The sequence below is a fragment of the Pseudarthrobacter ribosi genome, from assembly GCF_055412865.1.
The window spans coordinates 60358-84796 of sequence record NZ_JBVAYZ010000014.1 but is presented as its reverse complement, the minus strand read 5'-3'; the positions used below and the strand labels follow the sequence as shown (position 1 = coordinate 84796).

The window sequence follows — 24439 nt, the reverse complement described above, 5'->3', positions numbered from 1 at the left end:
CGGCCCGCCGGAAGCGCTGTGAGCCAACCGACACCGCCGGCCACGTTACGGGCCCGCGGGCGGGATGGATGCGGCGGTCTCGGCCAGGATCTCCCGGGCGGCGAGGATGGCCGGGCGCCGGGCGCTGGAGCGCCGCACCGACGTGAAGATGGTCCGGTGCGGATCGCCCGGCAGGGTGATCAGCTGCGACGTCGTTCCCCGCCCGGTCCAGACCAGATCCGGCATGAGGGCCACGGCGTTGCCGGATTCGATCAGCCGGATCTGGGCCTGCAGGTCAGCCGTCTCGTAGCGGACGTCGGGTTCGAACCCGGCGCTGCGGCAGGCCTGCTCGGCCCAGTGCCGTGACGCCGCCCCGCGCGGCTCCATCACCCAGGCCAGCCCGGCGGTTTCCGGAAGGGTCGTTACCGCCGGACGGTCGGGGGAACGCGGCGGAACGGCGAGGCGGATCGCATCGCTGGTGAGCCGGAGCCGGTCGAGTTCGGCATACCGGGGTGCCGCGTGTCCGGGGTACTGCTCGGCAATGACCAGGTCGAAGTCCCGGGCCCAGGTCTCGTGAAGCGCCGTTTCGGGTTCCCGCTGGGTCATTTCAATCCGCACTTCCGGATAGCGTGACGCCATCCGGGTGAGGGCGTCCGGCATCAGCGCGAGCGCCGCGGACTGGAAGACGGCGATCCGGACCGTGCCCGTCACGGTGGTCAGCGAAGCGGCCAGATCGGCCTCGGCCTGTTCCAGCGTTTCCAGCAGCTGCGCCGTGTGGGCCACCAGAACCTCGGCCTGCGGGGTGAGCTGGACCCGGCGTCCGGTCTTGCGTAGCAGCTCGACGCCGGCTTCCTTTTCCAGGAGGGCCAGCTGCTGGGAGACCGAGGAGGGGCTGTATTGGAGCGCCTCCGCGACTTCGGCCAGGGTGCCCCGGATTTTCAGTTCGCGCAGCAGGCGCAACCGCCGGACATCCAGCATCGCTATTCCTCTGTGAATTCTAATGGTTATTGATTAGGAGAATTCACTTTATCTAATGCAATCCTGCTTGCATACTGTTGTCGTTGAGTAACTCCCATCACAGGGTGGATTGATGGGCGCCACATCTAAACGCGGGAGACCCTGATGGCTACAAAAGACATAGACAGGTCGATCATGCGGCGCAAGCCGATCGACGACATCGAGGAAGAGAACCTTCACAGCGGCTTGATGAAGACCTTGGGGTTCTGGCAGCTGACGGCCATCGGCGTCGGCGGCATCATCGGCGTCGGCATTTTTTCCCTGGCGGGCCTCGTCGCCCACGGAAGCGCGTCCGAACCCGGAGTCGGCCCGGCGGTGCTGTTTTCCTTCCTGATCGCGGGCCTCGCCTCCGCGGCGGCCGCATTGTCCTACGCGGAATTCGCCGGCATGATCCCGCGGGCGGGTTCGGCCTATACCTACGGCTACGTGGCGCTCGGCGAAATCATCGGCTGGTTCATCGGCTGGGACCTGCTGCTGGAGTACATTGCGATTGTGGCCGTCGTGGCCATCGGCATTTCCGGCTACTTCGACGCGTTCCTCACCGGCATCGGCATCCACATGCCCGTCTGGATGACCGCCACGCCGGATGAAGGCACCGGTGGCATCGTCAACATACCGGCGATCGCGGTCTGCCTGCTCGTGACCTGGATCCTGTCCCGCGGTACCAAGACCTTCGGACGGTTCGAGCTCATCGCCGTCGCGATCAAGGTCATTCTGATCCTGTTCATCATTGGTCTCGGCATCTTCTACATCGATACCGGGAACTACAACCCGTTTGTGCCCAGCGGATTCGGTCCGGTAGTGGCGGGAGCTGCAACGGTGTTCTTCGCCGTGTTCGGGTACGACGCGATGAGCACGGCCGCGGAAGAGGCGAAGGACGGCAAGAAGCACATGCCGAAGGCCATCATCATGTCCCTCATCATCGCGATGCTCTTGTACGTCGCTGCAACCCTGGTGCTCACCGGCATGCAGAACTACCAGGAAATCGACCCCAAAGCCGGCTTCGCCTCCGCATTCAACAGCGTGGGTCTGCCGGTCATTGCCACGATCATCTCGGTCTTTGCCGTGCTGTCCATCCTGACCGTGATGCTCACCTTCCTGCTCGGCGTCACGCGAGTCTGGTTCTCGATGAGCCGCGACGGGCTACTCCCCGGCTGGTTCTCCAAGACGGACCGCCACGGCACGCCGCAGCGCGTCACCTGGATCGCCGGAGTCTCCTCCGCACTGCTCGCGGGCGTGTTCCCGATCAAGGCCGTCGCGGACCTGACCAACATTGGCATCCTGGCCGCGTTCGTCGTCGTCTGCACCGCGGTCATCGTGTTCCGCTACAAGAAGCCCGAGGCCCCGCGCACGTTCCGGCTTCCCCTAATGCCGCTGGTCCCGGCCTTCGGTGTGCTTGCGTCGGCGTTCCTGATGCTCCAACTGCACTGGGAAACCTGGGCCCGCTTCGGCATCTGGCTCATCATCGGCCTGATCATCTACTTCGGCTACGGCCGCAGGCACTCGCTGATGAACCCGGACAGCCCGCGGCACGAAGAGCTCGTGGAGATGCACCGCCCCCTCGCCTAACCGATCAACCCGAGTTGCGCTATCACTTTTGGCTCTCATTCACGCCTTTTGGGAGCCAAAAGTGATAGCGCATTCGTGTGTTTCGGGACTGTTGAGCCCGCCCCGACAACCTTCGACTTTTCTAACCAGTATTGCTCGGAAAACATCGCTTTATCTTATGAAAATCCCGTCGCATACTGAATCTAGAACGGTCCCTTCAGTGAGAAAGAACGAGTACCAGCCATGACCAACATTTCAACGGAGTCCGGTGTGAACGCCGGCAGCGCTGCCGGGCACACACCCGTCTCGGAAGGTTCCCCGGTCCTTGAGGCCGCAGCCCTCGCCGAGGAGAGCATCGGGCTGGTACGCCGCTGGCTCACCGAGGCAGCGAAGGTGCCCGTGGATGCCTCCGCCGAGCAGTTGGCCGGTGTCCTGAAGGATCCCAACGGCCTGGACTTCACCGTCGGGTTCGTCGACGGCGTCGTCCGCCCCGAGGACCTGGGAGTCGCGGCCCGCAACCTCGCCGTGCTGGCCCCCAAGGTCCCCGCCTTCCTGCCTTGGTACATGCGCGGCGCCGTGCGCCTCGGCGGCACCGTGGCTCCGGCGCTGCCGCAGGTGGTCATCCCGATCGCCCGCCGCGTGCTCCGTGAAATGGTCGGCCACCTCATCGTCGATGCCACCGACGCCAAGCTGGGCCCGGCCATCGCCAAGATCCGCAAGGACGGCATCCAGCTCAACGTCAACCTCCTGGGTGAGGCCGTGCTCGGCGAGCACGAGGCCTCACGCCGCCTCGAGGGAACGCACAAGCTGCTCTCCCGCCCCGACGTCGACTACGTGTCCATCAAGGTCTCCTCCACGGTGGCCCCGCACTCGGCCTGGGCCTTCGACGAGGCCGTCGAACACGTCGTCGAGAAGCTCACCCCGCTCTTCACCCGCGCCGCCTCCTTTGCCCTCGGCGGGGGGAACGCCAAGTTCATCAACCTGGACATGGAGGAGTACAAGGACCTGGACATGACCATCGCGGTCTTCACCCGGATCCTGGACAAGCCGGAGTTCAAGGACCTCGAGGCAGGCATTGTGCTCCAGGCCTACCTCCCGGACGCGCTCGCCGCCATGATCCGCCTGCAGGACTGGGCCTCCGCCCGCCGCGCCGCCGGGGGCGCCGCGATCAAGGTCCGCGTGGTGAAGGGCGCCAACCTGCCGATGGAGCAGGTCGAAGCGTCGCTGCACGACTGGCCACTCGCCACCTGGGGCACCAAGCAGGACTCGGACACCAACTACAAGCGCGTCATCAACTACGCGCTGCACCCGGACCGGATCCGGAACATCCGGATCGGCGTCGCCGGCCACAACCTCTTCGACATCGCGTTCGCCTGGCTGCTGGCCAAGCAGCGCGGCGTGGAGTCCGGCATCGAGTTCGAGATGCTCCTCGGCATGGCCCAGGGCCAGGCCGAAGCCGTCAAACAGGACGTCGGCTCGCTCCTGCTCTACACCCCGGTGGTCCACCCGGCCGAGTTCGACGTCGCGATCGCCTACCTGATCCGCCGGCTCGAGGAAGGCGCCAGCCAGGACAACTTCATGTCCGCGGTTTTTGAACTCAGCGAGAACGAATCCCTCTTCGAGCGCGAGAAGCAGCGCTTCCTCGCCTCCCTCGCCGGGCTCGACGACGAGATCCCGCCGCCCAACCGCCGGCAGAACCGCAGCCTTCCGGCCGGGCCGATGCCGCACGACTCCTTCGAGAACACCGCGGACACCGACCCCTCGCTGCCGGCCAACCGCGACTGGGGCCACGCCATCCTGAAGCGGGTCCCGTCCTCGACCCTCGGCACCGCCGCCGTGGCCGCGGCCACCATCAACGATGAGCACACCCTCAACACCGTGATCGACACCGCGGTGGAAAAGGGCAAGGCCTGGGGCGCGCTCTCCGGCGACGAGCGTGCGGCGATCCTGCACCGCGCCGGCGATGTCCTGGAAGCCCGCCGCGCCGAACTGCTGGAGGTCATGGCCAGCGAAACCGGCAAGACCCTCGACCAGGGCGATCCGGAGGTCAGCGAGGCCGTCGACTTCGCGCATTACTACGCCGAATCGGCCCGCAAGCTCGAGGACGTCGACGGCGCCACCTTCGTCCCGGCGAAGCTCACCGTCGTGACCCCGCCGTGGAACTTCCCGGTCGCCATCCCGGCCGGTTCCACCCTGGCCGCCCTCGCCGCCGGCTCCGCCGTCGTGATCAAGCCCGCCAAGCAGGCCCGCCGCAGCGGTGCCGTGATGATCGAGGCCCTCTGGGAGGCCGGTGTCCCGCGGGACGTCCTGACCATGGTCCAGCTGGGCGAGCGCGAGCTGGGCCGGCAGCTGATCTCCCACCCCGCGGTGGACCGGGTGATCCTCACCGGCGGCTACGAGACCGCCGAACTGTTCCGGTCCTTCCGCCAGGATCTGCCGCTGCTGGCCGAGACCAGCGGCAAGAACGCCATCATCGTCACCCCGAGCGCCGACCTGGACCTGGCCGCCAAGGACGTCGCGTACTCCGCCTTCGGCCACGCCGGCCAGAAGTGCTCCGCCGCCTCGCTGGTGATCCTCGTGGGATTCGTGGCCAAGTCCAGGCGGTTCCACAACCAGCTGATCGACGCCGTCACCTCCCTGAAAGTCGGCTACCCGGAGGATCCGTCCAGCCAGATGGGCCCGATCATCGAACCCGCCGGCGACAAGCTCCTCAACGCCCTCACCACCCTCGGCGAAGGCGAAAGCTGGGCCGTCGAGCCGAAGCAGCTGGACGGCACGGGCAAGCTGTGGAGCCCGGGAGTACGCTACGGCGTGCGCCGCGGCTCCTACTTCCACCTCACCGAGTTCTTCGGCCCCGTGCTGGGTGTGATGACCGCGGCAACCCTGGAGGACGCCATCGCCATTCAGAACCAGATCGAGTACGGCCTCACCTCCGGCCTCCACTCGCTGGACCCGGCGGAACTGGACCTCTGGCTCGAGACGGTCCAGGCTGGCAACCTCTACGTCAACCGCGGCATCACCGGCGCCATCGTGCAGCGCCAGCCCTTCGGCGGCTGGAAGAAGTCCGCCGTCGGCGCCGGCACCAAGGCCGGCGGGCCCAACTACCTCGTCGGGCTCGGCGACTGGGTCAGCAGGCCCAGCGCCGCGGCCGGCAAGGCGGCCGCGCATGCCGGCGTCCGCCGGCTCGAGCAGGCAGCCCGGGGCTTCCTGGCCGACGGCGCGCTGGAACCGCTGCAGCGTGCCCTGGCCTCCGACGCCCTCGCCTGGGCCGAGGAATTCGGCACCGCCAAGGACGTCTCCGGGCTCAGCGCCGAGCGGAACATCTTCCGCTACCGGGCCCTGCCGGTCACCGTGCGGCTCTCCGAAGGCGAACCGCTCGCCGACCTGGTCCGGACCGTGGCGGCCGGCGTCCTGGCGGGCTCCGCGCTGACGGTGTCCACCGCCGTCGAACTCCCCGCCCAGCTGCACACCGTGCTCTCCGGCCTCGGCATCGACGTGACCGTTGAGGACGACGCCGACTGGCTGGCCTCCGCGGGCAGGCTCGCCGGCGCTGCCCGGCTCTCAACCTCGCGGATCCGGCTCATCGGCGGGGACGCCAGGGCCCTGGCCGAGGCGACCGGCGGACGTCCCGACCTGGCGATCTACTTCCACGCGGTCACCGAGGCCGGACGCGTTGAACTGCTGCCGTTCCTGCACGAGCAGGCCGTCAGCATCACGGCGCACCGCTTCGGCACCCCGAACCACATCTCGGACCGACTGATCTAGGGGCGCCTTCCCGGAGGCGCACACCTGGGCAACAAAAACGAGCCGGGCGGCCACCCTCCAATAGTGGCCGCCCGGCTCGTGGTTTAAGCGGCTCGGCTAGGAGCCCGCCGGCTGACTCAGCCGAAGTACCAGCCCGGGGGAACCCACGAGGCAGGCACGGCGTGGGCGGAGAAGTCGTCGCACCCGGAGCAGAAGTAAGTGACTTCGCCAAGCTTGTTGATGGAGCCGTCCCGATGGTGAGTGGCCGGGACAAAGGTCTCAAGGTAGATAAACTCGTCGGTGCCGCAGCGTTCGCAGTAAGGGCTGCCGACGTATTCGGCCTCCACCAGCGTCGTAGGGTGCGGGTCCAGCCGTCCGCGGCTGGGGTGGTGCGCAGCGGAACCGCGCTGCACTACCTGGGAAAGAGGGCCAACCTGTTTGAGGCTGCGGGCTGATGGGTGGCTGTGGGGGCGGTTAATGGCTGGCGTCATTGTCGGCCTATCCCGAACGCTTCCGGAGGGTCGCCGTAAGGCAGACACCCAGGACAGCGGTCGTATTTCGAATCGTTGTCATCGGCCTCTGCTTGACCTTCAACACACTCAGGATAAGCCACGAACTCAAGTGGATCAATGGTATGCGTAAGTACGCAATCCGAGTAGGTACATCAGCGAGTACGCAGGTGCTCCTTCCGGGCGCTCAGGCGGGGCGCTTCAGCGTCCGGCCGGCGATGGTCTGGGTCAGGGCCTCGATCACCTCGGTGTTGGCCAGCGGGTTGCGGATCAGGGTGAAATCGACGTCGCCCACCGGCGGCAGGTCGAAGCGCCGGGTGATGATCTTCAGGTCGTCCGGCACCAGTGACGACGGCATGACCGCCACCCCGATCCCGGCACGGACCGCGGCCAGCACCCCGCTGATCTGCCGCGTGGTGCACGTGATCCGCCAGGTCCGGCCGGCGGATTCGAGCGCGTCGATGGCCAGCTTCCGGCTCAGGCTGGGAGCGGGGTAGGCAATCAGCGGCACCGACTCGGCCGGGTCCAGCGAGGTCTGTTCCAGGCCCACCCAGGCGAAGGAGTCCTGCTGCACCACCGTGCCGTCCTTGGCCCCGGCCACCCATTTGACGAAGACAAGGTCCAGCTGGCCGGCGTTGAGCCGCTTGTAGAGCTGGTCGCTTTGGCCCACCGTCAGTTCCAGGTTGATCTGCGGGTAGACCTGCCGGAACTCCCGCAGGATCCTCGGCAGGCCGGTGATGGCGAGGTCGTCCGCCGTGCCGAAACGCAGCCGGCCGCGCATGGCCGAGCCGGAGAAGTAGCGGGAGGCGGCGTCGTGCGCGGACAGGATGCTGCGGGCAAACCCGGCCATGGCGTCCCCGTTGTCGGTCAGGCGCACGTCCCGGGTGTCCCGTGCCACCAGGACCCGTTTCGCGGCGGCCTCGAGCCTGCGCACGTGCTGGCTGACCGTCGGCTGCGCCAGGCCCAGCCGTTCCGCGGCCTTGGTAAAGCTCAGTGTTTCCGCCACGGCCAGGAAGGACCGCAGCTGGGCGGGTTCGAACATGCGGTCTCCTGAACTGCGGCGTTCTCGCGCGGCATTGCGTTTCGTAATGCGAGTTATGCGGTGAATAAGCTTCCACAATCTGTTGCGGCCAGCTTAGCGTTAAGGCATCCCCGCTCACCCGCTCCTTTGAGGACTTTCTGTGGCTCCCCCTCCGCCGTTAGAGGCCAACGTAACTGCACTGCCGGACACCAACACCGCACCCATCGCCGTCGTCAGCCAGCGGCTTCCCTGGCGCCACACCTTCATCTCGCTGAAAGTCCGCAATTTCCGCATCTTCGCGATCGGCCACTTCATTGCCGTGATCGCCATCTGGATGCAGCGGATTGCCCAGGACTGGCTGGTGCTCCAGCTCTCCGGTTCCGTCACCGCCGTCGGGATCACGGTGGCGCTGCAGTTCCTGCCCTCGCTGTTCCTCGGTCCGTGGGCGGGCATGATGGCGGACCGCTTCGCGAAGCGGAAAATCCTGATGCTGTGCCAGTCGGCGGCAGCGGTGCTGGCGGCCACCCTGGCGGTGCTGGCGCTGAGCCAGCGGATCGAGGTCTGGCACGTGTACGTGATCGCCCTGGCCCTGGGCCTGGTCACCGTGCTGGACCAGCCCGCGCGGCAGGTCTTCGTCAACGAACTCGTCGGCCCGGCCTACCTCCGGAACGCCATCAGCGTCAATTCCACGACGTTCCAGCTCGGCGGCCTGATCGGGCCGGCACTCGCCGGGCTGCTGCTGACCGCCGTCGGGGCCGGCTGGGCGTTCGCCGCGAACGCCGTCGCCTGCTGCTTCACCGTCGCGATGCTGCTCACGCTGCGGAAGGACCAGCTGCACATCAGCGCGCCGGTGCCCAAGCGCAAGGGCATGCTGCGGGAAGGGCTGGACTACGCGCTGAGCAAACCCACCATCTACTGGCCGTGGCTGATGGCCGGCTTCATCGCCGTGTTCGCGATGAGCCTGCCGGTGCTGCTGGCGGCCTTCGCGGACAACGTCTACGACGTCGGCGCCGGCGGCTACGGCCTGCTGAACGCACTGGTGGCCCTCGGAGCGCTGGCCGGGGCCATCACTTCCGCCCGCCGGCGGGAACTGAGGCTGCGCTCGGTGATCCTGGGGGCAGGAATGTACGGGCTGATGCTCTGCCTCGCCTCACTGGCACCCTCGATGGTGTGGTTCGGGGCGGCGATGGTGCTGGCGGGGTTCTGGTGCCTGATGTTCCTGACCGCCGCCAACCAGCTGGTTCAGATCAGCTCCAACATGGCCATCCGCGGGCGCGTCATGAGCCTGTACATCATGGTGCTGATCGGCGGGCAGGCCATTGGCGGGCCGATGCTCGGCTGGCTGGCCGAGCATGTGGATCCGCACACGGCCATCCTGGTCTCCGGCGGGGTGCCCGCACTGGCCGCGGCGACGGTCGCCGTCGTGCTGGCACGCCGTGACCAGCTGATGCTCAAGGTGGACCTGAAGGACCGGCGGCGGCTCGTGAAGATTGTCCGCGCAGCCGCCACACCATAGCTTTCCGCACAGTTTCCGGACAGCCGCTGCGTGGATCCACGCAGCGGCTGTCCGTTTCCGCAGCGGAAACCGGGGGAGCGGTGCTAGTCCGCCAGCAGCAGGTGCGGGTACTCCGGATTCCGCTGCTGGAACTGCAGGACGTCCGGGTTGAGGACCACGCCGGCGCGGATTTCGATCGCGCGGCGGATGGTCTCGTTCCCGGCCCAGGCCCCGGGGCCGGCGATCACGGTCTCCAGGAACGGCAGCAGCGCCTCGCTGATTTCCCAGCTGGAGGAATTCCAGAGGTAGGACGGGCTGTGATCCACCGCGTAGTAGTCGATATGGTCCCCGACCTTGAACGTCGGCTCGGCGAACGTGGTGGTTTTCGCCCAGCTGAAGCCCATGCCCTCGTCGCAGGACACGTCCACGATCAGGCTCCCTGGCCGGAAGGCGTCCAGGTCCTCGGTGCGCAGGTACGTCAGCGGCGCGTTCGGGTCCTGCAGGGTGCAGTTGACCACGATGTCGCTCTCGGCAAGGAACGGCGCAAGCGGCACGCGTCCCCGCTCGGTGATGACCTGGCTGAGGAACGGCGCCTGGTCGTCGTGGTCGAACTGGGCGATCCGCACCGAATGGATGGGGGAGCCCACCGCGGCCACCCCGCGGTTGGTCAGTACCTGGACGTCGTGGATGCCGTGGGCGTTGAGGGCTGTGACCGCGCCGCGGGCCGTGGCCCCGAAGCCGATGACGACGGCGCTTAGGCGCCGGCCGTAGTCCCCGGTGGTACCGGTCAGGGCCAGGGCGTGCAGCACGGAGCAGTAGCCGGCCAGTTCGTTGTTCTTGTGGAACACGTGCAGGCCGAAGCCGCCGTCGCTGGCCCAGTGGTTCATCGCCTCGAAGGCGATCAGGGTGAGCTTCTTGTCGATCGCCAGCTGGGTGATGGCCCGGTCCTGGACGCAGTGCGGCCAGCCCCAGAGGACCTGCCCGTCCCGCAGTTCGGCGAGGTCCTCGGGCTGCGGCTTGGGCAGGAGGACGACGTCGGCCTCGGCCAGCAGTTGCGCGCGCGGGACGATGCGCCCCACGAGCGGTGCCAGGTGGTCGTCCGAAACGCCGAAGCGCTCGCCGTAGCCCTCTTCCAGGATCAGCTGCTCCCGCAGCTCCGGGGCGATGCGGTCCAGGTGGTGGGGGTGGATCGGGAGGCGCCGCTCGTCCGGTTTCCGCGTGCTGGCAAGGACTCCGAGGGTGAGGTGGCTCATGGCGCCGCTCACTTCTTTTTGGGACTCGCCGGCTTGGAGCTGGTGGCCTTGTCCAGGGAGCTGGGCGGCGCTGCAGCGGTCCTCTTGTCGGCCCGCTTTTCCTTGATGGATTTGCCGGACTTCTTGGATGCTGCTTGACGGGGGGATTTGTCAGCCATGATCGCTCCTGTAGCGGAACCGGAGAGGTTCCTGACTTCGAACGATACAGGTAGCGACCTAACGGTCCGTGAGGTCCGCCGGGCACGATTCCGGCCGCGGTCGTGCGGCGAATTGGAGCGGCTGACGGGAATCGAACCCGCGTATCAAGCTTGGGAAGCTAGCGCTCTACCATTGAGCTACAGCCGCAGTGGAACCGTCCGAAAGGCCGGACCTGGTCCCGCGGAACAACGAGATTCACCTTACCCCAGCCGGACGCCTTCTCAGAACACCCGCGCCGGTTTCTGATCGCGTCCAGGCCACAGCAGATGACGTCGGGGAGAAGATCGGGGGACGGGTCGCGTAGCGCGGCCCGTCCCCCGTCCCCGCTCCGTCAGCCGCCCTGGCGTGCCATGTGGCGCGCGCCGCGTAGACCGAACACGACGGCGGGTCCGATGGTCGAGCCCGGACCGGGGTAGGTCCGGCCCATGACGGACGCGGAGTTGTTGCCCGCCGAGTAGAGGCCCTCGATGACGGTGCCGTCCTCCCGCAGCGCCCGGGCCTCGGCGTCGGTGACGACGCCGCCCTTGGTGCCGAGGTCTCCGATTACGACCCGGAACGCGGTGAAAGGTCCCTTCTCGAGCGGACCGAGGCAGGCGTTCGGGTGGACCGTCGGGTCGCCGTAGTAGCGGTCGTAGGCCGAGTTGCCGCGGCCGAAGTCGCCGTCGATGCCGGCCCGGGCGAAGCCGTTGAACCGGTGGATGGTCTCCTCGAGACGGGCGGGATCCATGTTGAGCTTCGTGGCGAGGTCGGCAAGTGTGTCCGCCTTGACCATGATCCCCGCCTCCTTCATGGCCTTGTTGTTCTTCGGATCGATCGCGAACGTGCGCAGGTAGCGGCGGGCGTGCCGCACGTCGCCGACCATCCAGTACGGGCCGTCCTTGTCGTGCTCGAGCATGTGGTGACCGAGGTCGACGTATGACTCGGACTCGTTCGCGAACCGGTCACCCTTGGCATCGAGGATGACCGAGTAGGGCAGGGAACGCTCTCCGACGATGAACGCCGGGCCGTGACCGGACGCTGCGGCGATCGATCCGCCCCACCACGCGTCGTCCATAAGCTCGAGCGCGGCGCCGTTGTCCTGTGCGACCTCGATGGGGCGGCCGAGGTTGCCCGGAGCGCCCGACGGGTCGCCGTCGATCCCGTGGTGCTTCTGGCGGAGGTCCTTGTTGTGGTCGAAGCCGCCGCCGGCGAGCATCACGCCACGCGTCGCGCCGATGGTCACCGGCCTGCCGTCGCGCGTAATCCGCACCCCGACGACCCGGCCGCCCTCGACGACGAGGTCCTGCAGCGGCGCATTCAGCCACAACTCAGCACCCTGCTTCTGCACGACCACATCGAGGAACGCAGCGGCGAACCCGGCACCGATACCGCCGAGTTTCTTGCCGGTGGCCACACCGCCGAGGGCTCGGAAGACGAGCTGCGCCCCGCGGACAAAGCCGGCCGGCGTCGACCAGGCGCGACCCAGAAGCCACACGTCGTCGGTCTTGATCGGCAGCGCGGCAGGCGCTTGGCAGGTCTTCCACCAGTCTCCGATTTTCTTGATGTCGAAAGGCTTCACCTCGAGGCCGCGGCCGATCTTGCCGCCCGGGAGCTCGGGGTAGTAATCGGGGTAGTCCGCCGCACGCACGAACGTCACACCGTACTTTTCAGCTGTGGTGACGAAGTCTGCGATGCCGTCGACGAAGGCCTCCTTGCGGGCCCGCCTGGAGGCGAGGCCCTCGTCGCCGACCGTCGCCTCCAGGTAGCTCAGCGCCTCGTCGCGGGAATCGCCGGCGCCGTCGCGCTGCATGAGCGGGTTGTTGGGCATCCACATGCCGCCCCCGGACATGGACGTGTTGCCGCCCCACTTGCCGGTGCTTTCCAGGAGGAGGACCCGCAGGCCTTCGTCTGCGGCGCCCATGGCTGTCGCCAGTCCGGCGGCACCGGTACCGACGACGACGACGTCATAGCTGTGATCAGTGGACTTCGACTCTGACATGCCTTACTCCTTCGCTTCCCGGACGCCTGTGTCCGGGTGGGACGCTGCCGGACAGATGCCGGGTGCTTTTCGTCACTCTATGACATAAAGGGGATTGCGACTAGGGTGCTGACATGATCGACACCAAAGCACCGACGGCAGCCCGCGGGCGCCCGGTCGTGGTCACGGCTGAACAGATCGAGGCCGTCGCCCTGCGTCTCTGGTCGGAGCGCGGATTCCACGAGGTCTCCGTCGCCGACGTCGCCGCCGAGGCGGGCGTTACGGCGCGCACGATCTTCCGCCGGTACCCGACGAAGGCGGACATCGTGTGGGGCCCGCTCACGGCCTCGTTCCAGATCCTCACGGATGCGCTCGAACAGACATCACCGCGGGCCCCGCTACTTGGGCGCGCGCGCACGGCCCTCGTCGGCATGATCCGCGACGGTGACGCCGACCCGACCGCCCGCCACCGGATCCGCATCGTCGGACGGACGCCCGAGCTGCAGAGCAGCACCTCGGCCCCGTTCCAGTTGTGGCGGCAGAGCCTCTACGACTTCGCCGTCGCCCAACCGGGCGTCGACACCCTCCACGCCCAGGTGTTCGCCTGGTCCGTGCAGAGCGCCGCGCTGGCCGGGCTCATCTGGTGGGTGGCACAGGATCCGGGAACGGCTCCCTGGCAGGCCGTGGACGAGGCGTTCGCACACCTCTTGGACTGAGCCGGCTGGCCGGCGGCGCCGGGGCGGCGCGACGGCGAGGGCCCGGGACCGTGGGGCTCGCGGCAGTAGTCACAGAGCAGTACACAATCCGGGGAGTCCCATAACTCTTCGATAAAGGCCCGTCCCCGCAGCCGCGGGGACGGGCCTTGCTGTCTATCCTGAAGGAGTTAGCTGCAGTTCCGGGGAAGCGGGCTACGCCCATCAGCCGTCCGCCGAGCAAGGATTTCCGTGGCAATCGCAGCATACGACGTCGTCATCAACCGGGATGCCATGAGCGTGTACGACTTCCTGCTGGACGCCCGCAATCTGCCGAGATGGCGTGCCGGAGTCCGCAGCATTGAACTTGCATCAGGGGCTGCGGGGACCAAGGGCGCCGTGTACCGGCAGACCGGCGCCGATCCGGGCGGATGCGCCGTCTGCGGAGACATCGAGATCACCGAGGCGCGGCCCGGGGCGGAAATCCAGTACCGGGTCCTGGGCGGGCCGGAGCTCACGCGCGGCGGCTTCTACCTGAGCACGGAAGGCGGGAGCACCCGCGTCCGCTTTGCCGTGGAATGCGAGCCCCGGGGCCTCCTGGCCCGGCTGAAGTCCCCCTTCCGCCGCCGGATGAAGGCGGAGGTCTGCCAATTGGAGCAGCTCAAGTCGGTCCTGGAGGAGCAGACGGGGCTGTAATACTCGCCCCACGCACTCTTGCCCCCGGCGAGTACGGTAATTTTGAGACTGTGCTGATCTCCGACCGCGACATTCGTGCCGAAATTGACTCCCAACGGATCGTTCTGGAGCCGTTCGACCCTGCCATGGTTCAGCCATCGTCGGTTGACGTCCGGATCGACAGGTTCTTCCGGCTCTTCGACAACCACAAGTACGCCCACATCGATCCGGCGGAGGACCAGCCCGAGCTGACCCGCCTGGTGGAGGTTGAGGCCGGCGAACCCTTCATCCTGCATCCCGGCGAATTCGTCCTGGGCTCCACCTACGAAACGGTGACGCTTCCCGACGACGTCGCCGCCCGGCTTGAGGGTAAGTCCTCGCTGGGCCGGCTGGGCCTGCTCACGCACTCGACCGCAGGATTTATCGATCCCGGGTTCTCCGGGCACGTGACGCTCGAACTGTCCAATATGGCGACGCTGCCGATCAAGCTGTGGCCGGGCATGAAAATTGGCCAGTTGTGCTTCTTCCGGCTCACCTCCGCCGCCGAGTACCCCTACGGGTCCGGCGAGTACGGCAACCGCTACCAGGGCCAGCGCGGGCCGACGGCGAGCCGCAGCCACTTGAACTTCCACCGCACCAACGTCTAGACGCCGTCCGCGGTCCGAACCGCGGGCGGTTTCGCCGGGCGGCGCAGCATCGCCACGACCGGTTCCACGAACCGGGCGGCGAGCGGGCCTGTCACGGCCATGATCAGCACGTAAGCTGTGGCCAGGGCTGCGAGCTCCGGGGGCACCACGCCGGAGGCGACGGCCAGGCCGGCGATGACGATCGAGAACTCCCCGCGGGCGATCAGTGCGGCGCCGGCGCGGAAGCGTCCCGGCAGACCGACCCCGGCGCGCTTCGCCGCCCAGATGCCAGTGATCATCTTGGTGGCAGCGGTGACGACGGCCAGCAGCAGCGCCCAGCCAAGCACCGGCGGGATGGTGGAGGGGTCGGTGTTGAGGCCGAAGACCACGAAGAAGATGGCCGCGAAGAGATCCCGCAACGGCTCCAGGATCCTGGTGGCGTTGTGCGCGGTGGCCCCCGAAATCGCGATCCCGAGCATAAAGGCGCCTACAGCGGCGGACACCTGCATGGCCGAGGCCAGGCCGGCAACCAGCAGCGCGGCCCCCAGCAGGTTGAGCAGGAACACCTCGGAGTTCTCGCTGTGCACCGCCTTGGACACTTGGTGCCCATGCCGCAGGGCCACCAGCAGCACCACGGTGACGACGGCGAGTGAGATCCCGACGGTCTGCAGCCCCACGACGAAGCTGACCCCGGCCAGGGTCGCCGTCAGGATCGGCAGGTAGATTGCCATGGCGAGGTCCTCGAACACGAGAATCGAAAGCACCACCGGGGTTTCGCGGTTACCGATCCGCCCCAGGTCCGTGATCACCTTGGCCGCGATCCCGGAGGACGAAATGTAGGTGACCCCGCCCATCACCATCGCTCCGACGACTCCCCAGCCCAGCAGGACCGCCAGCAGGGCGCCCGGCAGGAAATTCAGGACGAGGTCCAGGACACCGGCCTGCCAGGAGCGCCGCAGCCCTGTGACCAGTTCGGCGGCCGTATATTCCAACCCGAGCATGAGTAGGAGGAGGATAACGCCAATTTCGCTCGAGAGATGTGCAAATTCGTGCATACCTTCGAGTTTCACGACACCACCGGCCCCGAAGAACAGGCCGCCGATCAGGTACAGCGGGATAGGGGACATGCCGATCCGCCCGGCCAGCCTCGCCAGGATGCCGAGGCAAAAGACGACGGCCCCGAGTTCAATCAGGGTCAGAGCGAGCGGATCCATGCTTTCAGCCGTTGCGCAGGATGCCGGCAGCCGTGTCCAGGCCTTCTTGCGTTCCTACTGCAACGAGGAGATCACCGGGGTGCAGGACGACGTCGGGTCCCGGTGAGGGGACCACCTCGCCCTCGCGCATTATTGCGACGATCGAGACGCCACTACGGGTCCGGATGGCGGCCTTGCCCATCGGCTGGTTGTGGAACGGGGAACCGGCGGCGATGGAGAACTGCCGGGTGACGATCCCGGGGACCTCGCGGTGGGCTTCGGAAAGCTGCATGGCCAGCCGCTGGCCGCCGAGCAGGTTCCCCAGCGCGGCGGCTTCATCGGCGGTCAGCGGGATGGACGCCTGGCAGGTGTCCGGATCGTCCCACGTGGAGACGATCAGTTCGGTTTGGCCTTCGCGGTATTCCACGACGCCGATCCGCCGCCCGGAGGCGGTCATGAAATCCTTGCGCCGGCCCAGTCCCGGCAGGTCCGTTTCATCCACGTTCATGCCTCCAGCCTAGTGCGCCGGAGGGCTTTCCGGGCAGCTTCAGGCCGCGGGGACCACCGCGATGTCGGTCTCGTCCGGTGCCTTCACCGGCAGCAGGAGCAGCAGCCCGGCCAGGAGCACCACCATGATGCCGAGGATTCCCCAGCGCTGTGCCTCGCCGGGTTCCACCAGCGGGGCAGCGACGGCGATGCAGAGCGTGAAGAGTGCGGGGGCGAGGAAGCTGACGGCCCGGCCGGTGGTGGCGTACAGGCCAAACAGCTCGCCGGACTCGCCGTGCGGGGCAAGCCGGGCCAGGTAGGCCCGCGAGGAGGACTGCGCGGGCCCCACGAAGAGGCACAGGAACAGGCCGAAGGTCCAGAACGTGGTGGTGCCGGCCCAGTCCATGCCCAGGAAGGAATGGTCCCCGTTGCCGAGGACCAGGATCATCGAGCCGGCGATCAGCAGTCCCACCAGCGACGCGATGATGACCGCCTTCGGCCCGATCCGGTCGTCGAGGAAGCCGCCCAGGATGGCGCCAGCGGCGGCCACGACATTCCCGAAGATCGCGAAGACGATGACGTCCTTGAGTTCGAAGCCAAAGGTACCGGCGGCGATGATGCCCCCGAAGGTGAACACCGCCGCCAGCCCGTCCCGGAACACGGCACTGGCGAGCAGGAAGTAGATGGTGTGCGGGCTGGTCCGGTAGATCGCCTTGATCCGCCGCACCAGCAGGCCGTAGGAGGCCAGGAACCCCAGGCCGGCGCCACCCCTGGTCCTGGGCAGCTCCGGCACCGCCAACAGCACGGGCAGCGCGAAGATGAAGAACCACAAGGCCGAGAAGACCGCGACCAGGCGGATGTTCAGGCCGTCCTCCGTCGCGGCGCCGAACCACTCGAAGCTGGGCTGGACGAAGAGCTGGAGCACTATCAGCAGCGCAGCGATCCCGCCGAGGTACCCCATGCCCCAGCCGAACCCGCTGACCTTGCCGATGTTCTTCGGTGTGGAGATCTGGGCGAGCATGGCGTTGTAGTTCACGCCGGCAAACTCGAAGAACACATTCGCCAGCGCAATCAGCGTCACGCCGAGCAGCAGGAACTCCGGACGGGGGAACACGAAGAAGCACAGCGCTGTCAGGAGCGCGACGGCGGCCGTGTTAACTCCCAGCCACAGCTTCCGGCGCCCGCCGCTGTCCGAGCGCTGCCCGGTGACAGGTGCCAGCAGCGCGACGGCGGCACCGGCGATGGCTAGTGCGCCGCCCAGGACCGCGGTGGCCTGGTCCTCCCCGCCGAAGGCATTGGAGGTCAGGTACACCGTGAAGACGAACGTGGTCATCACCGCGTTGAAGGCGGCCGAGCCCCAGTCCCAGGCTGCCCATGCGAGAATTCGGCCCTTATGCGAGACCTGGCTTCCGGATTCCAGTTCCGAGGCGGGTCGCATGGCCTCGGGGGCAGCAGCGGAGTTCATAGCGTGAATGTTATCCGCAGTGCGCCGGGGCCGGGACACCGTGTGAAAAGAATTTGTCCACGCTTGGTAAACTGTCCGGACTGAACCTAACGAATGCCCCGCCTGCTCCAACTTATTGACAATCGAATTCCTGACGTTGCGGAGATACCAGTGATCACAGTCCTTGCCGTGCACTTTGCGGTGGCCGCTGTGGCGCCATTTCTCTTCCGGAAGTTCGGCCGGAATTCGTTCTACGCCCTCGCGGCGGTGCCTGCGGGCTCGTTCGTCTGGCTGCTCCTGCAGCACGGCGCCGTCTATTCCGGCGCCGGCGTGTCCGAGGTCCTGCCCTGGATCCCCGAACTGGAAATTGAGCTTGCCTTCCGGATGGACGCCCTGGCCTGGGTCATGTCCCTTCTCGTCCTCGGTGTGGGGGCGCTGGTACTGGTCTACTGCGCCCGGTACTTCAAGGACAAGGACGACTACCTCGGCGGATTCGGCGCCCAGCTGCTGGCCTTCGCCGGGGTGATGTTCGGCCTGGTGACGGCAGATGACCTGCTCCTGATGTTCATCTTCTGGGAACTCACCACGGTCCTGTCCTACCTGCTGATCGGCTACGCCCGGACCAGGCTCTCAGCGCGGCGTTCCGCCCTGCAGGCCCTCATCGTGACCACCGCAGGCGGCCTGGCCATGCTGGTGGGCCTGATCATCCTTGGCTTCAACGCCGGAACCTACCGGATCTCGACCCTCCTCGAACTGGCCCCCGCGCTCGTCACCGGGCCCGCCGCGGGCGCCGTGGCCGCCGCCGTCGTCCTCATTCTGGTCGGTGCCATCACCAAATCGGCGCTCGTTCCGTTCCACTTCTGGCTCCCCGGCGCCATGGCAGCCCCCACCCCGGTAAGCGCCTACCTGCACGCCGCGGCCATGGTGAAGGCCGGCATATACCTCGTGGCACGGTTGGCGCCGGGATTCTCGGACACCGCGTACTGGCCGCCGGTGGTCCTCGGCCTCGGCCTCGCCACGATGCTCGTCGGCGGCTACCGGGCGCTGCGGCAGACGGATATCAAGCTCATCCTGGCCTACGGCACGGTCAGCCAACTCGGCTTCATGACCATGGTGGTGGGGCTTGGCCAAGCCGATGCGGCGCTGGCCGGTATTGCCCTGCTCCTCGCCCACGGACTGTTCAAGGCCACGCTCTTCCTCGTGGTGGGCATCATCGACCACCAGGCCGGAACGCGTGACATCCGCAAGCTCTCGGGCGTCTACCGTTCCTCCCGCGCCCTCGCCGTCGTGGCCGCCATCGGCGCCGCATCGATGGCGGGCATCCCGCCGCTGGCCGGCTTCGTCGCGAAGGAATCGGTCTTCGAAGCCTTCATCCACTACAGCGCTGATCCCGCCACCGGCCCGTGGGGGACTGTGATCCTGATCGGCGTGGTCCTGGGCTCCATCCTGACCTTTGCCTACAGCGCCCGGTTCATGTGGGGCGCCTTCGCCGTCAAGCCCGGCGTCGGGACCACCCCGTTCAAACCGATCAAACCTGCCTTCCTGGCCGCCCCCGCCATCCTGAGCTTCCTGACCATCGTCTACGGGTTGTGGCCGGCCCCGGTGGACGGCTGGATCCAGCCGTACGCGGCGCTGTTCGTGCCCGCCGGCGAGGACCCGGCGGCCGTCACCGGACACCTTGCGCTGTGGCACGGCGTGACCCCTGCCCTGGGACTGACCGCCGTCACCTTCGTCCTCGGCCTGGCCATGTTCTACGGTCGCAATGCGGTCTCCCGGCTTCAGGGCCTGGTTCCCGGCTGGATCGACGGCGACCGGACCTACCAGCTGACCATTGGTGCGCTCGACGACGCCGCGGTCTGGATCACCGGCCGGACCCAGCGCGGTTCGCTGTACTTCTACCTGTCCGTCATCCTTACCGTGGCATTCGTGCTGCCGCTGACCGCGCTGGTGCTGGCCAACAAACCAATGCCGCAGGATCTCTACTTCATCGACCCCAACGCCCCGCTGCAGATCGTGGTGGGTGCCGGAATTGTGATCGGGGCGCTGGCCGCGGTGCGCGCCAATAAGCGCTTCCTGGCCGTGCTGATGGTGTCCGTCACCGGCTACGGCATTGCCCTCATGTTCGCGCTGCAGGGCGCCCCGGACCTCGCGCTGACCCAGATGCTGGTGGAATCCATCATCCTGGTGGCCTTCGTCCTGGCCATGCGCAGCCTTCCGGCCGAACTGCGCGATCGGACCGGTGGGAAGTACCGGGTGGTGCGGGTGATCATCGGCGCCGCCTTCGGCATCACCATGGTCTTCGTCGCCATCTTCGCCCTGGGCGCCCGGGTGGCCGCGCCCGTGTCGCTCGAATTCCCGAGGCTGGCGTACGAGGGCGGCGGCGGGCTGAACATCGTGAACGTGACCCTGGTGGACATCCGGGCCTGGGATACCTTCGGGGAGATCTCGGTACTGGCCCTGGCGGCCACCGGCGTGGCCAGCCTCATCTTCGTCCGGGGCCGCGGCGAGGGGATCCGGGCCTCCTCCACCGTGGCCGAGGGCACCGTCGGGCGCCGGCGCCCCGGCGCCGGCGCCGGCAGCACCCGCGACGACGCCACACTGGCCATCAGCCGCCGGTTCGCGGCCTCCAGCCGCGACGCCTGGCTCGTCGCCGGCCGGACCCTGGCGCCGGAACGACGGTCCATCATCTTCGAGGTCGTCACGCGGCTGGTCTTCCATTCCATGATCGTCTTTTCCATCTATCTGCTGCTGGCGGGCCACAATTCGCCGGGCGGCGGCTTCGCCGGCGGCCTCATGGCCGGGTTGGCGCTCACCGTCCGCTACCTCGCCGGCGGCCGCTTCGAGCTGCGCGAGGCCACCCCGATCAGCGCCGGCACCCTGCTGGGCATCGGTCTCGCCACCGCTGCGGCCTCGGGTCTGATGCCGCTGCTGCTCGGCGGCGAGGTGTTCCAAAGCGCCATCATCGAGTTCTGGCTGCCGGTCTTCGGTGACGTCAAGTTCGTCACCTCCACGATCTTCGACATCGGCGTGTACATCGTCGTGGTCGGTCTGGCCCTGGACGTGCTGCGCAGCCTCGGAGCGGAAATCGACGAACACTTCGAGGAACACCCGCCCGCACCGTCCGATGACGGCCAGGAGACCGGCGGGATCCCGGCCGAAACCACTGCCAGGGGGAAAGCATGAGCGTCAACCTGACCCTGCTGACGGTCATGGGAGCCCTCTACGCGTGCGGCATCTACCTGATTCTGGAACGCAGCCTGACCCGGGTCCTGCTGGGCCTGATGCTGCTCGCGAACGCCACCAACCTGCTGCTCCTCGCCACCGGCGGCTACGCCGGCCTGGCCCCGATGTACAGCAAGGACACCGCCGCCGCGGAGTACAACGATCCGCTGCCGCAGGCCCTGATCCTGACCTCGATCGTGATTTCCTTCGCCGTCACGGCGTTTATGCTCGGCATCATTTACCGGACCTGGGTGCTGGCCCGCGAGGATGAGATCCAGGACGACGCCGAGGACCGCAGGGTCGCGAAGACCCCCAGCTTCGACGTGGAGGACGACTCCGTGATCCCGGTGGAAACCTCCGAGTTCCCCCTGACCATGATCGGCTCGGACGGCCAGTCGGTGTCCGACGTTCCCGACGGGGCCGTGGCCACGGTCAAGGTCGCCGGCCGCAAGCTCGACGCCGGGGAAGCCGCCTCGGAGGAACAGCCCGGATCCCTGAAAATCACCCCACCCAAGGAAGGAGGCGGACAGTGAACGTTGCCAGTTTCGCCCCGCTCGCCGTCCTCCTTCCCATCCTCGGCGCGGCCCTGACCTTCCTGCTGATCCGGCACTCGCGCGCCCAACGGACCGTGAGCATTGCGCTGCTGTCCCTGACGCTGCTGCTGGAGTGCTGGCTGATGGCCTCTGTCTGGAACGGTGGAACGGCGGCGGTCAATATCGGCGGCTGGCTCCCGCCGTGGGGCATCGTGATGGTGGTGGACCAGTTCTCCTCGCTGATGCTGGTGGTCTCCTCCTCCGTGAGCCTCGCCGTGCTGATCTACGCCACCGGGCAGGGCATGGCCGACGGCGACCGGGACGCGCCGGTGTCGATCTTCCACCCCACGTACCTGATCCTGGTCGCCGGGGTGTCCAACGCCTTCCTCTCCGGGGACCTGTTCAACCTCTACGTGGGATTCGAGATCCTGCTGACCGCCAGCTACGTGCTGATGACCCTCGGCGGGACGGGGCCGCGGATCCGGGCCGGCGTGACCTACGTGGTGGTCTCCGTGGTGTCCTCGGTGCTCTTCCTGATCGCGATCGCGATGATCTACGGCGCCACCGGCACCATCAACATGGCCGACCTCGCCGTCAAGCTCGCGGACCTGGACCAGGGCACGCAGAATCTGCTGCACGTGATGCTGCTCGTGGCGTTCGGCATCAAGGCGGCCATCTTCCCGCTGTCCTTCTGGCTCCCGGACTCCTACCCGACGGCGCCGGCCCCGGTCACGGCGGTGTTCGCCGGCCTGCTCACGAAGGTGGGTGTCTACGCGATCGTCCGCACCGAAACGCTGTTGTTCCCGGGTGACACCTTTAATACCCCGCTGATGGTCGCCGCCCTATTGACTATGATCGTGGGGATCCTGGGCGCCCTGGCCCAGAGCGACATCAAACGACTCCTGTCCTTCACCCTGGTCAGCCACATCGGCTACATGGTGTTCGGACTCGCGATGTCCTCGGTGGCCGGGCTCGGCGCCGCCGTCTACTACGTGGCGCACCACATCACCATCCAGACCAGCCTGTTCCTGGTCACCGGCCTGATTGAACGCCGCGGCGGCAGTTCCTCGATGGACCGCGTCGCCGGGCTCGCGAAGTTGTCGCCGATGTTGGCGGTGCTCTTCTTCGTTCCGGCCATGAACCTGGCTGGCATCCCGCCGTTCTCCGGGTTCCTGGGCAAACTGGGGCTGCTGCAGGCCGGGGTGCAGCTGGGAACCCCGCTGGCCTACGCCCTGGTGATCGGCGGGGTGCTGACCAGCCTGCTGACCCTGCTGGCCATCGCCCGCGTCTGGAACCGCGCCTTCTGGCGCAAGCCCGAGGACGCCGAACACCCCGATCCGGTGCTGCTGGCCGCCCCCGCGGATTCGGCCACGGGGGACCGGGCCGGCAAAACCAACGTCACCCTGCTGCCGCGGACCATGGTGGGGTCCACCCTGGGCCTGGTCATCTTCGGCGTCGGCCTGACCATCTTCGCCGGTCCGCTGTTTAGGGTGGCGGACCAGTCCGCCGTCGAGATGCTGGACCGGACCTCGTACATCCAGGCGGTCCTCGGCGAGGACGCGCCCGTCCCCGCGATCGCCCAGCCCGAGCCGCTGGAAGTGTCCAAATGAGCCGGAAACGGATCTCGCTGCGGCAGGAACTCCCGCTGCTGGTGTGGCTCGTAATCGTCTGGGGCGCCCTCTGGCGGGACTTCAGCCCCGGGAACCTGCTTTTCGGTGCCCTTATCGCCGTCCTGGTGGCCCGGCTGTTCTACCTGCCGCCGGTGGAACTCGGCGGGCGCTTCAACGTGCTCCGGGCGGTTCCGTTCGCCGTGATGTTCCTGGCCAAAGTGGTGGCAGCGAGCTTCCAGGTCCTCTACCTGGCCGTGGCGAAGGGCCCCAAGGTGATCAGCGCCGTCGTTGCCGTCCCGCTCCGGAGCCACTCCGACCTGCTGGTCACCGCGACCGGCCACATCACGGCGCTGATCCCCGGTTCGCTTGTCGTGGAGGTGGACCGCTCCACGTCCACGCTCTACATCCACGGCATCAACGTCCGCAACGCCGTGGACGCCGCGCAGCTGCGCAAGGACGTCCGCGACACGGAAGCGGGACTGATCAGGATCATGGGCACCAAAGCCGAACTGTCCGCCCTCAACCAGGAGGTGGCGGCATGATGCAGCTGGTCCTGACCGTCACCGCCGTGGTGCTCTCCCTGGCCGCCGGAGGCGCGATCATCCGGATCGCGCGGGGCCCCTCGCTGCTGGACCGGGTGCTGGCCGCGGACGTGCTGCTGGCCATCGTGGGCGCCGCGCTGTGTATCGACATGGCCGCTAACCGGAACCTCAACAACCTCATGCTGCTGGTGGCGGTGTCCCTCATCGGGTTCGTCGGCTCCGTCACGGTCGCCCGCTTCGTTGCCGACCGTCGGGAGAAGACCCGTGAATCCTGAGACATTTTCCGGCGACACCGTGATCGACGCCGTCTCGGCGGTCTTTATGGTGGTCGGCGCCCTGATGTCCCTCGCCGCGGCGGTGGGCCTGCTCCGCTTCCCGGACCTCATGACGCGGATGCACGCAGCCACCAAGCCGCAGGTGCTGGGACTGTTCCTGCTGCTCTTCGCGCTGGGCCTGCAAATGCGCACCTGGTGGGTCTGGCCGGTGCTGGTCGTGGCGTGGATCTTCCAGCTGCTCACCGTCCCGGTGTCCGCGCATATGGTCGGCCGCGCCGGTTACCGGACGAAGCACCTGCACCCGGAGCTGCTCAGCACGGACGAACTCGAGGCAGTGGTGCAGCAGGCGGCCGGCAAACGCGGTTTAGCCGATGACGACGGCGACGAGGCCACCGCCGGGCGGTGAGGGCTAAACGATGC

21 protein-coding genes and 1 tRNA gene are annotated in these 24439 nt (G+C 67.5%); 12 read left to right on the top strand and 10 right to left on the bottom strand.

The genetic code is table 11. The features are described 5' to 3' along the window. Nucleotides 1-45: 45 nt before the first annotated feature. The gene (locus tag ACZYZ5_RS14345; RefSeq protein ID WP_463902495.1) at nt 46-957 is read right to left on the bottom strand and encodes a LysR substrate-binding domain-containing protein; all 912 of its coding nucleotides are present in this window, start codon (nt 955-957) and stop codon (nt 46-48) included. A gap of 144 nt (nt 958-1101) precedes the next feature. Here ACZYZ5_RS14345 and ACZYZ5_RS14340 point away from each other — a divergent pair, with 144 nt between their 5' ends. Both ACZYZ5_RS14340 and ACZYZ5_RS14335 read left to right on the top strand, forming a co-directional pair. Beyond that, nucleotides 1102-2565, top strand: a complete 1464-nt coding sequence (locus ACZYZ5_RS14340; protein ID WP_463902494.1) for an amino acid permease — start codon at nt 1102-1104, stop codon at nt 2563-2565. 222 nt (nt 2566-2787) lie between these two features. After that, on the top strand, nt 2788-6309 hold the full coding sequence (locus ACZYZ5_RS14335; RefSeq protein ID WP_463902492.1) for a bifunctional proline dehydrogenase/L-glutamate gamma-semialdehyde dehydrogenase: 3522 nt from the start codon (nt 2788-2790) through the stop codon (nt 6307-6309). A 116-nt stretch (nt 6310-6425) separates the two neighbouring features. On the opposite strand, the gene ACZYZ5_RS14330 is transcribed toward ACZYZ5_RS14335, so the two are convergent. Further along, a complete protein-coding gene (locus ACZYZ5_RS14330) occupies nt 6426-6779 on the bottom strand; it encodes a hypothetical protein (RefSeq protein WP_463902490.1) in 354 nt (117 codons plus the stop codon). 205 nt (nt 6780-6984) lie between these two features. Continuing rightward, nucleotides 6985-7839 (bottom strand): LysR substrate-binding domain-containing protein, encoded by an 855-nt coding sequence (locus ACZYZ5_RS14325; protein WP_463902488.1) that lies wholly within the window; start codon nt 7837-7839, stop codon nt 6985-6987. Between the two features lie 139 nt (nt 7840-7978). Between ACZYZ5_RS14325 and ACZYZ5_RS14320 the strand changes: the two genes are divergently transcribed. After that, entirely contained in the window at nt 7979-9334 is a 1356-nt protein-coding gene (locus ACZYZ5_RS14320; RefSeq protein WP_463902486.1) for an MFS transporter, read from the top strand. Between the two features lie 83 nt (nt 9335-9417). On the opposite strand, the gene ACZYZ5_RS14315 is transcribed toward ACZYZ5_RS14320, so the two are convergent. The 4 genes from ACZYZ5_RS14315 to ACZYZ5_RS14300 all read right to left on the bottom strand — a co-directional run bounded on the left by ACZYZ5_RS14315 (nt 9418) and on the right by ACZYZ5_RS14300 (nt 12742). Next, complete coding sequence (locus ACZYZ5_RS14315) at nt 9418-10566, bottom strand: N(5)-(carboxyethyl)ornithine synthase (RefSeq protein ID WP_463902484.1); 1149 nt, start codon at nt 10564-10566, stop codon at nt 9418-9420. Between the two features lie 8 nt (nt 10567-10574). Beyond that, nucleotides 10575-10724, bottom strand: a complete 150-nt coding sequence (locus ACZYZ5_RS14310) for a hypothetical protein (protein WP_192815748.1) — start codon at nt 10722-10724, stop codon at nt 10575-10577. A 113-nt stretch (nt 10725-10837) separates the two neighbouring features. After that, nucleotides 10838-10911: transfer RNA gene (locus ACZYZ5_RS14305), tRNA-Gly, on the bottom strand. 184 nt (nt 10912-11095) lie between these two features. Then, nucleotides 11096-12742: an FAD-dependent oxidoreductase gene (locus tag ACZYZ5_RS14300; protein ID WP_463902483.1), complete on the bottom strand. Its 1647-nt coding sequence runs from the start codon at nt 12740-12742 to the stop codon at nt 11096-11098. A gap of 113 nt (nt 12743-12855) precedes the next feature. Here ACZYZ5_RS14300 and ACZYZ5_RS14295 point away from each other — a divergent pair, with 113 nt between their 5' ends. The 3 genes from ACZYZ5_RS14295 (at nt 12856) to dcd (ending at nt 14735) form a co-directional block, all read left to right on the top strand. After that, nucleotides 12856-13437: a TetR family transcriptional regulator gene (locus ACZYZ5_RS14295; RefSeq protein ID WP_463902482.1), complete on the top strand. Its 582-nt coding sequence runs from the start codon at nt 12856-12858 to the stop codon at nt 13435-13437. A gap of 228 nt (nt 13438-13665) precedes the next feature. Then, nucleotides 13666-14109 carry an SRPBCC family protein gene (locus ACZYZ5_RS14290; protein WP_463902480.1) on the top strand — a complete coding sequence of 148 codons (444 nt, stop codon included), beginning with the start codon at nt 13666-13668 and terminating at the stop codon, nt 14107-14109. A gap of 50 nt (nt 14110-14159) precedes the next feature. Beyond that, on the top strand, nt 14160-14735 hold the full coding sequence (gene dcd, locus ACZYZ5_RS14285; protein WP_463902478.1) for a dCTP deaminase: 576 nt from the start codon (nt 14160-14162) through the stop codon (nt 14733-14735). Here the strand turns inward: dcd and ACZYZ5_RS14280 are convergent. The 3 genes from ACZYZ5_RS14280 to ACZYZ5_RS14270 are packed head-to-tail and all read right to left on the bottom strand — an operon-like array spanning nt 14732 to nt 17858. After that, nucleotides 14732-15928 (bottom strand): cation:proton antiporter, encoded by a 1197-nt coding sequence (locus ACZYZ5_RS14280; protein WP_463902476.1) that lies wholly within the window; start codon nt 15926-15928, stop codon nt 14732-14734. The genes dcd and ACZYZ5_RS14280 overlap by 4 nt on opposite strands. A 4-nt stretch (nt 15929-15932) precedes the next feature. Next, a complete protein-coding gene (locus tag ACZYZ5_RS14275) occupies nt 15933-16415 on the bottom strand; it encodes a cation:proton antiporter regulatory subunit (RefSeq protein WP_441406228.1) in 483 nt (160 codons plus the stop codon). Nucleotides 16416-16454: 39 nt separating this feature from the next. Continuing rightward, complete coding sequence (locus tag ACZYZ5_RS14270; protein WP_463902474.1) at nt 16455-17858, bottom strand: MFS transporter; 1404 nt, start codon at nt 17856-17858, stop codon at nt 16455-16457. 150 nt (nt 17859-18008) lie between these two features. Here ACZYZ5_RS14270 and ACZYZ5_RS14265 point away from each other — a divergent pair, with 150 nt between their 5' ends. From ACZYZ5_RS14265 to mnhG, 6 genes are read left to right on the top strand one after another with little or no spacing between them, the layout of a single operon-like run. Then, entirely contained in the window at nt 18009-21020 is a 3012-nt protein-coding gene (locus ACZYZ5_RS14265) for a Na+/H+ antiporter subunit A (RefSeq protein WP_463902472.1), read from the top strand. Beyond that, complete coding sequence (locus ACZYZ5_RS14260) at nt 21017-21592, top strand: Na(+)/H(+) antiporter subunit C (RefSeq protein ID WP_463902471.1); 576 nt, start codon at nt 21017-21019, stop codon at nt 21590-21592. The genes ACZYZ5_RS14265 and ACZYZ5_RS14260 overlap by 4 nt, the downstream gene beginning before the upstream one ends. Then, entirely contained in the window at nt 21589-23202 is a 1614-nt protein-coding gene (locus ACZYZ5_RS14255) for a Na+/H+ antiporter subunit D (RefSeq protein ID WP_463902470.1), read from the top strand. The genes ACZYZ5_RS14260 and ACZYZ5_RS14255 overlap by 4 nt, the downstream gene beginning before the upstream one ends. Continuing rightward, nucleotides 23199-23744, top strand: coding sequence for a Na+/H+ antiporter subunit E (locus ACZYZ5_RS14250; RefSeq protein WP_463902468.1), 546 nt, complete (start codon nt 23199-23201; stop codon nt 23742-23744). The genes ACZYZ5_RS14255 and ACZYZ5_RS14250 overlap by 4 nt, the downstream gene beginning before the upstream one ends. Continuing rightward, complete coding sequence (locus tag ACZYZ5_RS14245; protein ID WP_463902467.1) at nt 23741-24019, top strand: MrpF/PhaF family protein; 279 nt, start codon at nt 23741-23743, stop codon at nt 24017-24019. Before ACZYZ5_RS14250 ends, ACZYZ5_RS14245 begins: the two co-directional genes overlap by 4 nt. Continuing rightward, the gene (gene mnhG / locus ACZYZ5_RS14240) at nt 24009-24425 is read left to right on the top strand and encodes a monovalent cation/H(+) antiporter subunit G (RefSeq protein WP_463902465.1); all 417 of its coding nucleotides are present in this window, start codon (nt 24009-24011) and stop codon (nt 24423-24425) included. Before ACZYZ5_RS14245 ends, mnhG begins: the two co-directional genes overlap by 11 nt. Nucleotides 24426-24439 lie beyond the last annotated feature (14 nt).

What these genes read in the sequence shown, in the direction of transcription:
- ACZYZ5_RS14345 (WP_463902495.1), bottom strand. Translation starts at nt 957, where the DNA reads ATGCTGGATGTCCGGCGGTTGCGCCTGCTGCGCGAACTGAAAATCCGG.
- ACZYZ5_RS14340 (WP_463902494.1), top strand. Translation starts at nt 1,102, where the DNA reads ATGGCTACAAAAGACATAGACAGGTCGATCATGCGGCGCAAGCCGATC.
- ACZYZ5_RS14335 (WP_463902492.1), top strand. Translation starts at nt 2,788, where the DNA reads ATGACCAACATTTCAACGGAGTCCGGTGTGAACGCCGGCAGCGCTGCC.
- ACZYZ5_RS14330 (WP_463902490.1), bottom strand. Translation starts at nt 6,779, where the DNA reads ATGACGCCAGCCATTAACCGCCCCCACAGCCACCCATCAGCCCGCAGC.
- ACZYZ5_RS14325 (WP_463902488.1), bottom strand. Translation starts at nt 7,839, where the DNA reads ATGTTCGAACCCGCCCAGCTGCGGTCCTTCCTGGCCGTGGCGGAAACA.
- ACZYZ5_RS14315 (WP_463902484.1), bottom strand. Translation starts at nt 10,566, where the DNA reads ATGAGCCACCTCACCCTCGGAGTCCTTGCCAGCACGCGGAAACCGGAC.
- ACZYZ5_RS14310 (WP_192815748.1), bottom strand. Translation starts at nt 10,724, where the DNA reads ATGGCTGACAAATCCCCCCGTCAAGCAGCATCCAAGAAGTCCGGCAAA.
- ACZYZ5_RS14300 (WP_463902483.1), bottom strand. Translation starts at nt 12,742, where the DNA reads ATGTCAGAGTCGAAGTCCACTGATCACAGCTATGACGTCGTCGTCGTC.
- ACZYZ5_RS14295 (WP_463902482.1), top strand. Translation starts at nt 12,856, where the DNA reads ATGATCGACACCAAAGCACCGACGGCAGCCCGCGGGCGCCCGGTCGTG.
- ACZYZ5_RS14280 (WP_463902476.1), bottom strand. Translation starts at nt 15,928, where the DNA reads ATGGATCCGCTCGCTCTGACCCTGATTGAACTCGGGGCCGTCGTCTTT.
- ACZYZ5_RS14275 (WP_441406228.1), bottom strand. Translation starts at nt 16,415, where the DNA reads ATGAACGTGGATGAAACGGACCTGCCGGGACTGGGCCGGCGCAAGGAT.
- ACZYZ5_RS14270 (WP_463902474.1), bottom strand. Translation starts at nt 17,858, where the DNA reads ATGAACTCCGCTGCTGCCCCCGAGGCCATGCGACCCGCCTCGGAACTG.
- ACZYZ5_RS14260 (WP_463902471.1), top strand. Translation starts at nt 21,017, where the DNA reads ATGAGCGTCAACCTGACCCTGCTGACGGTCATGGGAGCCCTCTACGCG.
- ACZYZ5_RS14250 (WP_463902468.1), top strand. Translation starts at nt 23,199, where the DNA reads ATGAGCCGGAAACGGATCTCGCTGCGGCAGGAACTCCCGCTGCTGGTG.
- ACZYZ5_RS14245 (WP_463902467.1), top strand. Translation starts at nt 23,741, where the DNA reads ATGATGCAGCTGGTCCTGACCGTCACCGCCGTGGTGCTCTCCCTGGCC.